Genomic DNA, 9,048 nt, shown 5'->3' on the forward strand with positions numbered 1-9,048 from the left:
TCAGTTTCTCCAGCGGATCGCCTAATTCTGTTAATTTCTTGTATCGGTTCTCCTCATCAAAGAACCCTATCTGTCTTATTTTCATATCTCTATTTTACCACTTTTTTTCTTTTTTGTACAGGGGTTTTTAGATGTTACCACAAAATATTTCACTTTGTCTTTACTATGATGGATTAAAAAAAACAAGCCCTGATACAGTCATTTCTACGGCTCCCCTCCTGTTAGCTATGATCGCATTATACAAAAAGCGCTCGTAAATAAAGAAAGGACCGATCATTTCAGGCTGTCTGCAAAAATGATATTTCGGTCATCTCTTTATTTCAGAGCGCCCTTGCTTCCAATATTATATTTACATTATAGCGCCGGAAAATACTGCTTTAAACAATTATTTTTCCTTATTTTGTAAATAAATATCGGAACGCAGCCAAAAGCAATTATTTTTTTAAATTGCTTCTCTATAAATTTCGGCAACCTCGTCTCTGCTGAATGTCACAGGTGCGTTTTTCAGATTGCCTATGGATATTTTCATACAGTTTTCGGTCATCCATTCCACATCGTCGGCAGTAATTCCCAGATCGCCAAGCTTTACCTCAAGGTCGATAGACTTCAGGAATTTCCGTATTCCCTCCGCACAGTCCCTTTCGTCTCTGCCGCCAAGTATTTTTGATATCTCGGCAAATTTACCCGGCATAGCAGGAGCAAGTCTTTCGACTATTGCGGAGTAAGAGCGGCAAGACCTCTGCCGTGAACGATATTTTTAAGTCCCGATGCAGGGTGTTCCATTCCGTGAGCGGCGGATACCCCTGCGGCACCGATGACCATTCCTCCCAGCGCTGCCGCCAGACTGACTGCTTCCCAGGCGTCATTATCGCTGTAGTCCCGCATCAGCTTCGGAAGATTTTCCGTTATGAGCTTTATGGCAAGCAATGCCTGTGCGTCGGTCAGGGGATTTGCTTTTTTAGAGGTGTATGCTTCAAGTGCGTGGGTGAATGCGTCAAATCCCACAGAGGAAAGCACGTGTTTCGGCATTGTCATCATCACATCGGGGTCGACAATAGAGACCGACGGCATTATCTGCATTGTATAAAGTGCCTTTTTATCCTTGGTTTCGGGATTTGTCAGCACAGCTATCTGGTTTCCCTCGCTTCCCGTGCCGCAGGTCGTGGGGATAAGTATGATAGGCAGAGAGCCTTTGCCCTGCTTTCTGCCAAAAATATAATCGGATATATCTCCGTCATTCACGCAGCAGAATGAGATCGCCTTTGCAGCGTCCATAATTGAGCCTCCGCCTACGCCAAGTATCATATCGCAGCCTGCTGCCTTTGCAAGCGCAACTCCCTCATAAACGGTAGTTGTAAGAGGATTTTGCGTTACCTTGTCAAATACGGCAGTCTCTGTGCCGGAAGCTTTCAGAAAATTTACAACCCTGTCCAGCAGTCCCGATCTTTTAGTGCTGCCCGTTCCTGTGACAACAAGTGCCTTCTTTCCGCAAGACGCAGCTATTTCGCCTGCTTTATCGGCTTTTCCTCTGCCGAAAAAAAGATTTACGGGAAGGTTATATTGAAAATCCATCAGTCGATCAGTCCTTTTATTTTCAGATAATCCTTTATCAGCGCAACACAATTGTCAATGCCGACTTTTTCGCTGTTAAGGGTCATATCGTAATTTATGGGGTTCGTCCAGTAATTGCCGTGGGTATAGTATTCATAATAATCGGCACGGAATTTATCCGTCTGCCTAATAGTCGCCTGAGCAACGTCCTCGGTAATTCCCATATTTTCCATTGTTCGCTTGATACAGAAATCACGGGGAGCCTCGATATATACGCTTACAACATTATCCCTGCCCTGAAGGATATAATCGGCGCATTTTCCGACTATTACGCAGGATTCGGTCTCCGCAAGATCAAGTATTATCTGTTTCTGATATTCAAACAGCGTATCGTCGGAAACGAGTTTTTCATTGCGAGCGATGTACTTCCTTGCCCGTGGAAGCCCTTTCATCAAGCTTGCAAAACCTCCTCCCGATGATCTGAGCTTTTCGTCAACTTCCTTAAAAACATTCTCGTCAAGTCCGCTGAGCTGGGAAGCAAGGGTCAGTATCCTGTTCTCATAGCAATGTATCCCCAGCTCTGCGGCAAGCTTTGAAGCGATGACCTTTCCGCCCGTACCAAAGCCTCTGGCAAATGTCACAACATAATTACGCATTATGATCTCCTTTCTCCGTCCGAAATATATCTGCTTAAAAATTCCTTTGTTCTTGCGTTGTCGGGAGCGGTAAAGAATTTCTCGGGAGGAGCGTCCTCCACGATATATCCCTTATCCATAAAAAGCACTCTTGATGAAACGTCACGTGCAAAACCCATTTCGTGGGTCACGATAAGCATTGTCAGACCTGTTTTGGCAAGGGATTTCATAACGTTCAGAACTTCTCCCACCATTTCGGGGTCAAGGGCGCTTGTGGGTTCATCGAAAAGCAGCACCTCGGGATTCATACAAAGTCCTCTGGCGATCGCAACACGCTGTTTCTGTCCGCCCGAAAGCTGAGAGGGGTATGCGTTGATGAAAGGCGCCATACCTACCGATCTAAGGTGCGTGATGGCACGTTCGTGAGCTTCCTCCTTTGAAAGATGAAGTACCTTTCTGGTTCCCTCCATACAGTTTTTCAGTACCGTCATATTGTTGGAAAGATTGAAGGACTGGAACACCATACCGACCCTGGAGCGATATTCGTTTATTTCCCTCTGAGTTTTTCCAAGCTCTTTGCCGTTAAAATAAATTCTGCCGTAGGTCTGCTTTTCCAGCTGGTTGATGCAGCGCAGAAGCGTGGATTTTCCTGAACCGGAAGAACCCAGGATACAGATAACATCGCCCTTGTTTACCGAAAAATCTATCTTTCGCAGCACCTGATGCTCACCGAAGTTCTTGCTCAGTTCCTCGACACGAATAATTTCTTTTCCTTCCGTATTTTCTTTCACAGCTTCCGCCTCCTTACTCGTTATTGTCCATATATTCCACAGCAAGAGCATAATCCTTCTTGCCTGCCATCTTCTTTTCGATAAGCAGGAAGATCCTGTTGAATACAAAGCAAAGCACAAAATAGATCACGGCGATGACCAGATAGGATTCAAGGTATTTGTAATATGTTCCGCCTGCGGTCTTTGCCTGGAGGAACAGCTCCTTTACGCCGATAACATTAAGGACAGATGTCATTTTCAGGTTTGAAAGGAATGTGTTAGCCATTTCGGGAACGATGTTTTTATAAGCCTGGGGCAGTATGATATTCATCATTGCCGAAATAGGCGACATTCCCAGTGCCAGAGCACCCTCACGCTGACCGATATCAATGGACTTGATACCTGCACGTACTGTTTCAGCCATATATGCGCCTGTGTTCAGCACGGTAACAAGAATACCTGCGGAAATGGGGTCGATCTGAAAACCGCCCTGACGGAGGCCGAAATAGATTATCATTGCCTGAACTATCATAGGAGTTCCACGGAAAACCTCAATATAGACCTTGCATATACCCTTGAAAAATCCCAGAATTATTTTCTTCGGGAGAGGGTCGTCCTTGCTGAGCTTTGAATCCTCCACAATGCCCACAATAAAGCCCAGAATAAATCCGATAATGGTACCTGCCACGGATACGGCAAGGGTAATGATCGTTCCTGTTATGAAAAGCTCCGAATACTGGGTAGCGATAAACCATATCCATTCCAGTACGCCGTTTGGTGTATCTGTCATAGCCTATCCTCCTTTTTAATAGTGCGCCGCTTCCCGATTTATCTGAAAGCGGCGCAGATGATCTTATATTATTTTAATTTGCAGCCGGCTGAACGGAAATTGCTTCTTCCATCATTGAGTTCATCTTATCTCTGTCAAGTCCCACAGCGTCCATTGCAGCCTGGAGCTTGTCTCTCAGCTCTGTATCGTCCTTGCGTGTAGCAATGCAGACATTGGTCATTTCCTCGTCACCCACAAAGGTATCTCCATCTGCAAGAGTGATGAGCTTCAGATCGGTATTTGTAAGCAAAGCCGACTGTGCAGTAGGAATATCTATGACTGCAACATTTGCAGTCTCATTGGAAAGAGCCATAAAAACTTCTGCTGTGGTCTCATAGTTTGCACCGAGAGTTACATCGGGTATCTGATCGAGCAGAGGCACCCAGCCTGTTCCAAGCTGTGTGGTGGCAATTACGTTTTTGCCTGCCAGATCGGACAAGCCCGTAATATTTTCAATATCCGAGCCCTTCTTCACAACAACGCAGTTGCTTCTGTAATAATAAGGCTCGGTAAAGGAATAGGAAAGCATACGCTCCGAGGTTCTTCCCATACCTGCGATGATGCAGTCATACTCGCCCGAATCCATTGAAATGCCGATGGAATCCCATTCGACCTTGTGGACCTCGAGATCCATCCCAAGCTCTTCAGCAAGCATCTTTGCCACCATAACGTCATAGCCGTATGCATATCCGCCTCCGCCGTAGATAGGAACTGCGGTATCACCGTTGGAAACCTCTTCGCTTACCTGAGTCCAGTTGAAAGGAGCATATGCACATTCCATACCGACTCTCAAAACGCCCTTTTCAGAGCCTGTAGCTGCTGCCGAAGAGGCTGCCGCTGTTGTTTCGGATGTGCCTGAGGAAGAACCTGAACAAGCTGTAAATGATGAGACTGCCATAACACCTGCTGCCAACACACTTATTGTTCTGAGGATAGATTTAACTTTCATTGTTATTTCTCCTTTCATACATCCCGTATTTCCGGGTAAGAGTTTTTAATTTACGCCGTCAGGCGGAAATTTCTGATTTATTCTCCTGCGACTTCCAGAACAGCTTCTTTAATGATCTCATAAGCCTTGTCGCAATCGCTTTCGGTAATGATAAGAGGCGGAACCATTCTGATAACTCTTGAGCCTATGGCAGTAATGAGCAGTTTTCTGTCAAAGCAGGCGTGCTTTACTGCCACGCTGTCAAGATCTTCAAATTCCACGCCGACCAGAAGTCCCTGTCCTCTTACTTCCTTTACGTGAGGAAGCATAGACAGCTTCTTCATAAAGTACTCGCCCATTTTCTTAGCATTGCCTGCAAGATCCTTTTCAAGCATCTCGCTGACTGCCGCATAGGACGCTGCACAGCATACAGGGTGACCGCCGAAGGTAGTTCCGTGAGAACCCATTGTAAATGCCTTTGATACTTCCTCGGTGGCACATATCGCACCAATGGGCATTCCGCCGCCCATTGCCTTTGCCATTGAAACGATATCGGGCTTTATTCCGTAGTTCATATATGACATAACTGCGCCCGTTCTGCACCAGCCCGTCTGGACTTCGTCCAGAAGAAGAAGCATATTGTTTTCATCACAGAATTTTCTGAGTCCTGTCATAAACTCGGGAGTTGCGGGATTAACTCCGCCCTCGCCCTGTACAGGCTCGATCATTATGGCAATTGTATTTTCCGTGCAGGCGTCCTTGAATGCCTGAAGGTCGTTATAGGGAGCATATGTAAAACCCGGGACCATATCACCGAAGCCTATCTGGCAGGCGTTGTCGGGCTGACCTGTAGCGCTCATTGCACCGAAAGTACGTCCGTGAAAGGATTTGGCTGCGGTCACGATATTGTAGCGCTTGGGTCCGTATTTTTCAACGCCGTATTTACGTGCCATTTTTATCATAGCCTCGTTTGCTTCCGTACCGGTGTTCTGGTAAAAGATCTTGTCCATTCCAAGGGTCGTGCAGACCTTTTCGGCAAGGAGCGCCTGAGGAACGGTATAAGGATAGTTGAAGGTCTGCATAATAGTTCCTGCCTGCTCACGTACTGCATCAACAACTCGTTCATTGCAGTTTCCTACGGAGTTAACAGCAATTCCTGCATAAAAATCAAGATACGGCGTTCCTGTTTCGTCATACATATAAACGCCCTTTGCGCTGTCAGCCACGAAATCGAAGCGCTCATAAGTCTCGATCATATACTTCTTCGCCTTGGCTTTAATTTCGTCTGCGGTAAAACCTGTCTCTGCAAGTTTCATTACAACCATCTCCTTAAAGATACACAGAATTTACGAAAGTATCAACCATTATTCTCTTGTTGTCATCGCTTGCCAGATCGAGCGACTTCATCTTTTTAAGCCAGTCAATGACCTGTCCCCTGCTGAGCTTGCGGCTGTTGATCTCCTCATTGATGATGTCTGCTTCCAGCTGCTCCTTTCTTGCTTCAAGTTCATCAAGGCGCTGCTTTGTAGATTTCGTAAGCATACCCATCTGCATTGCGTCGATAAGATTATCAATATACTTCTCTGTTTCCGCAAGCTCCTTTTTAAGCAGCGGAATAGCCGTATCTTCCTTATCCTGCAAAACCATTACCTTGTCGGCAATTTTGTCTATCATATCCTCGGTGAACATCTTGTCCGCCACTTCCAAAAGCACCGCTTCTTCAATGAAATCCTTGCGAACAGCCTTTTTGTGACAACCCTTGCGATTTTTCGCATTTGAGCACTTGTAATAGTTATATGTAACATTTCCTCTGCCCGTTCCGCTCTCCCCTACCATGCAGGAGCCGCAATCACCGCAAAACAGCTTGGAAGAGAGGAAATATTCTTCCTTTGCCTTAAAGTGAGAACGAGTACGCTTGTTCTTCTTCAAACGTTCCTGCACACGATTGAACAGTTCATCGGAAACAATTCTCGGAACGCCGTCTGCTATCTCAACGTCCCTATACTTGTAAACGCCTTTGTACTTGCAATTTGAAAGCATTGTGGTCACAGAAGTTTTTGTCATAGGCTTTTTGTATGCGCTGACCACGCCCTTATCGTTCAGATATTTCACAATATCCTTTATGAGATAACCGTCCGCATACATTCTGAACGCTTCTTTTACAAACGGAGCAACTAACGGATCAATTACATAATGCTTGTTTTCATCAATGATGTAACCGATAGTTCCGGGACCTCCGTTGTACTGACATTTCAAAGCATTTTCGGTCATTCCTCGGATAACCTTTTCCGAAAGCTCCGCCGAATAGTATTCCGCATATCCCTCAAGCACCGATTCAAGAATAATTCCCTCAGCACCCTCGGAAATGACTTCCGTTGCGGAAATAACCTTAGCTCCGTGCTTGCGAAGTACTGCCTTGTAATGAGCCGAATCATAACGGTTGCGAGCAAAACGGTCAAGCTTCCAAACAATAACAGTATCAAAAAGTCCCTTCTCACTGTCTTTTATCATTTTCTGAAACTGCGGACGATTATCGGTCTTGGCTGACATTGCCCTGTCGATATATGTGCCGACCAGCTTGATACCCTTACGCTCAGCAAATTCCTTGCACTCACGAAGCTGTCCCTCTATGCTTTCTTCTCTCTGATTGTCGCAAGAATATCTTGCGTATATTACTGCATTCATTAGCACTCCTCCATTTCGTATTTTGTTTTTGTTCTTCAACAATAGTATATCATATTTCAAGAAATTTGCCAATGCTTTAAAGTGGTAAATTGAATATTTTTCTCAAAGCTATTGACTTTTCCGAAAAAATCGAATATAATAATAGTAACAGAACCCGACACGCCTCTTAACAATGCGTACCACGTCGGGTCGTTTAATTTATCAGGGGTATTGCTATGGAAATCAAAGAACATCAGCCATCAATGGATATTAACGAACAAATCGAAAATTTAAAGGCTGTCGAGTTAGTCATAGAAAACGAAGATTATGCTCGTCAGATCCTCAATGATATATCATATTTCCGTCTGATCAAGGCTTATGGACTTGGTTTGAAAAAGAAAAACACAAATTTTGACGGAAGCGTATCATTTGAGCAGATAGTGGAACTGTATCTCTTCAATGCGAATTTCCGCCAGCTCTTATTCACTATGGTCGAACGCATTGAAATAAATCTTCGGTGCAGGGTCGCTAATCACTTTTCTCATACATACGGTGTCCTCGGATATGAAGATGCCGCAAATTTCAATGATCCCGATTATCACAAGGAATTTCTCGCTGACATTGATGATGAGATTGACCGAAACAGCAAAGCTCCGTTTGTCAAGAATTTCCGCAACAATTATGCCGATGGCAAGATCCCATTTTACGCTCTGGTTGAATTATTCAGCTTTGGAACGCTTTCCAAATTCTACAAGAATATGAAGCCGAAGGATAAGAAAGCCGTTGCTCAGTTGTACGGCATCGGCTATACTTACCTTGAAAGCTGGGTCGAGCATATTGCCTTTGTCAGAAATATCTGCGCACATTACGGTCGCTTATACAATGTTAATCTTGCCAAAACGCCTAAGCTGTACAAGCAATATACCGAGCAGGGCATCAGCAGTATCCGAGTTTTTGCTACCCTTCTTTGCATCAAGCATCTTATACCCAATGACAGGCACTGGACGGAATTTGTCGATACGATCGATTTACTGTTTGAGAAATACCCTCACGCTGATAAAAAGCTTATGGGCTTTCCCGATAATTGGGCTGATGTTCTAAGATCATAATTTTTCATCGCACTTGCAGAACGCAGGTGCGATTTTTTAAGCCACCTTGTTATCACTCTCCTTTTCCTCTGAAACATTCTTATAGTATTCGATCATCTGAGCAAGCAGTGAAGCTGCAAGTGCTTCAAGCTGCTCATCGGTGATTTCTTTATCGTTGTATTCTGTAATGATTGTCATTAGGGTTCTCCTATTCTTTCATCTATTTTTTATCGGCTGAAATCATTATGCCGATAGTCTCTTTCAAGTTCTTCCTCATATTCTTCAAGGTATCTTTCTTCCTGCTCAATCGCCTCCTGTTCCTCCATTGCTTTTTCAAGGAGAGTATCAATACTAAATCTGAGTTAGTACCACTTTTCCGCCGTTTTAGTGCTATGTTGTTGGTATTATTTCTGTACGTTTCTGATACCAAACGCATCAGTCATACTATAACGGCGGTATTTTGGTACTGATTTTTTCTGTCACACCGTATTGTTGAAGTGGGGCTGCTCTGAATGGGGCGGAATTCTGTGAAAAGCTCTCTTTTCCACAATTTCAAGAGTAACGCCTTCGGGCATTTTCTTCA

8 protein-coding genes and 1 pseudogene are annotated in these 9,048 nt (G+C 44.5%); 1 reads left to right on the top strand and 8 read right to left on the bottom strand.

Going from position 1 to position 9,048, the window contains the following annotated elements; genetic code table 11:
• Positions 1-442: 442 nt before the first annotated feature.
• The 7 genes and pseudogenes from ACR0QN_RS13455 to ACR0QN_RS13485 all read right to left on the bottom strand — a co-directional run bounded on the left by ACR0QN_RS13455 (position 443) and on the right by ACR0QN_RS13485 (position 7,398).
• Positions 443-1,572 (bottom strand): annotated as a pseudogene (locus ACR0QN_RS13455) (iron-containing alcohol dehydrogenase).
• Positions 1,572-2,207, bottom strand: coding sequence for a cytidylate kinase-like family protein (locus ACR0QN_RS13460; RefSeq protein ID WP_432651738.1), 636 nt, complete (start codon positions 2,205-2,207; stop codon positions 1,572-1,574). Before ACR0QN_RS13460 ends, ACR0QN_RS13455 begins: the two are co-directional and overlap by 1 nt.
• A complete protein-coding gene (locus tag ACR0QN_RS13465) occupies positions 2,207-3,028 on the bottom strand; it encodes an amino acid ABC transporter ATP-binding protein (RefSeq protein ID WP_432651739.1) in 822 nt (273 codons plus the stop codon). The genes ACR0QN_RS13460 and ACR0QN_RS13465 overlap by 1 nt, the downstream gene beginning before the upstream one ends.
• Positions 2,991-3,746 (bottom strand): amino acid ABC transporter permease, encoded by a 756-nt coding sequence (locus ACR0QN_RS13470; RefSeq protein ID WP_432651740.1) that lies wholly within the window; start codon positions 3,744-3,746, stop codon positions 2,991-2,993. Before ACR0QN_RS13470 ends, ACR0QN_RS13465 begins: the two co-directional genes overlap by 38 nt.
• A gap of 73 nt (positions 3,747-3,819) precedes the next feature.
• Positions 3,820-4,734 carry a transporter substrate-binding domain-containing protein gene (locus ACR0QN_RS13475; RefSeq protein WP_432651741.1) on the bottom strand — a complete coding sequence of 305 codons (915 nt, stop codon included), beginning with the start codon at positions 4,732-4,734 and terminating at the stop codon, positions 3,820-3,822.
• A gap of 77 nt (positions 4,735-4,811) precedes the next feature.
• On the bottom strand, positions 4,812-6,029 hold the full coding sequence (locus ACR0QN_RS13480) for an aspartate aminotransferase family protein (RefSeq protein ID WP_432651742.1): 1,218 nt from the start codon (positions 6,027-6,029) through the stop codon (positions 4,812-4,814).
• A 13-nt stretch (positions 6,030-6,042) separates the two neighbouring features.
• Positions 6,043-7,398 (bottom strand): recombinase family protein, encoded by a 1,356-nt coding sequence (locus ACR0QN_RS13485; protein ID WP_432651743.1) that lies wholly within the window; start codon positions 7,396-7,398, stop codon positions 6,043-6,045.
• Between the two features lie 215 nt (positions 7,399-7,613).
• Between ACR0QN_RS13485 and ACR0QN_RS13490 the strand changes: the two genes are divergently transcribed.
• Positions 7,614-8,486, top strand: coding sequence for an Abi family protein (locus ACR0QN_RS13490; RefSeq protein ID WP_432651744.1), 873 nt, complete (start codon positions 7,614-7,616; stop codon positions 8,484-8,486).
• Between the two features lie 36 nt (positions 8,487-8,522).
• Here ACR0QN_RS13490 and ACR0QN_RS13495 read toward each other — a convergent pair whose 3' ends face one another.
• On the bottom strand, positions 8,523-8,663 hold the full coding sequence (locus ACR0QN_RS13495) for a hypothetical protein (protein WP_432651745.1): 141 nt from the start codon (positions 8,661-8,663) through the stop codon (positions 8,523-8,525).
• Positions 8,664-9,048: the final 385 nt, after the last annotated feature.

Source organism: Huintestinicola sp. (assembly GCF_050874005.1).
GTDB lineage: Bacteria > Bacillota > Clostridia > Oscillospirales > Ruminococcaceae > Huintestinicola.

What these genes read in the sequence shown, in the direction of transcription:
- ACR0QN_RS13460 (WP_432651738.1), bottom strand. Translation starts at nt 2,207, where the DNA reads ATGCGTAATTATGTTGTGACATTTGCCAGAGGCTTTGGTACGGGCGGA.
- ACR0QN_RS13465 (WP_432651739.1), bottom strand. Translation starts at nt 3,028, where the DNA reads ATGCTCTTGCTGTGGAATATATGGACAATAACGAGTAAGGAGGCGGAA.
- ACR0QN_RS13470 (WP_432651740.1), bottom strand. Translation starts at nt 3,746, where the DNA reads ATGACAGATACACCAAACGGCGTACTGGAATGGATATGGTTTATCGCT.
- ACR0QN_RS13475 (WP_432651741.1), bottom strand. Translation starts at nt 4,734, where the DNA reads ATGAAAGTTAAATCTATCCTCAGAACAATAAGTGTGTTGGCAGCAGGT.
- ACR0QN_RS13480 (WP_432651742.1), bottom strand. Translation starts at nt 6,029, where the DNA reads ATGAAACTTGCAGAGACAGGTTTTACCGCAGACGAAATTAAAGCCAAG.
- ACR0QN_RS13485 (WP_432651743.1), bottom strand. Translation starts at nt 7,398, where the DNA reads ATGAATGCAGTAATATACGCAAGATATTCTTGCGACAATCAGAGAGAA.
- ACR0QN_RS13490 (WP_432651744.1), top strand. Translation starts at nt 7,614, where the DNA reads ATGGAAATCAAAGAACATCAGCCATCAATGGATATTAACGAACAAATC.
- ACR0QN_RS13495 (WP_432651745.1), bottom strand. Translation starts at nt 8,663, where the DNA reads ATGACAATCATTACAGAATACAACGATAAAGAAATCACCGATGAGCAG.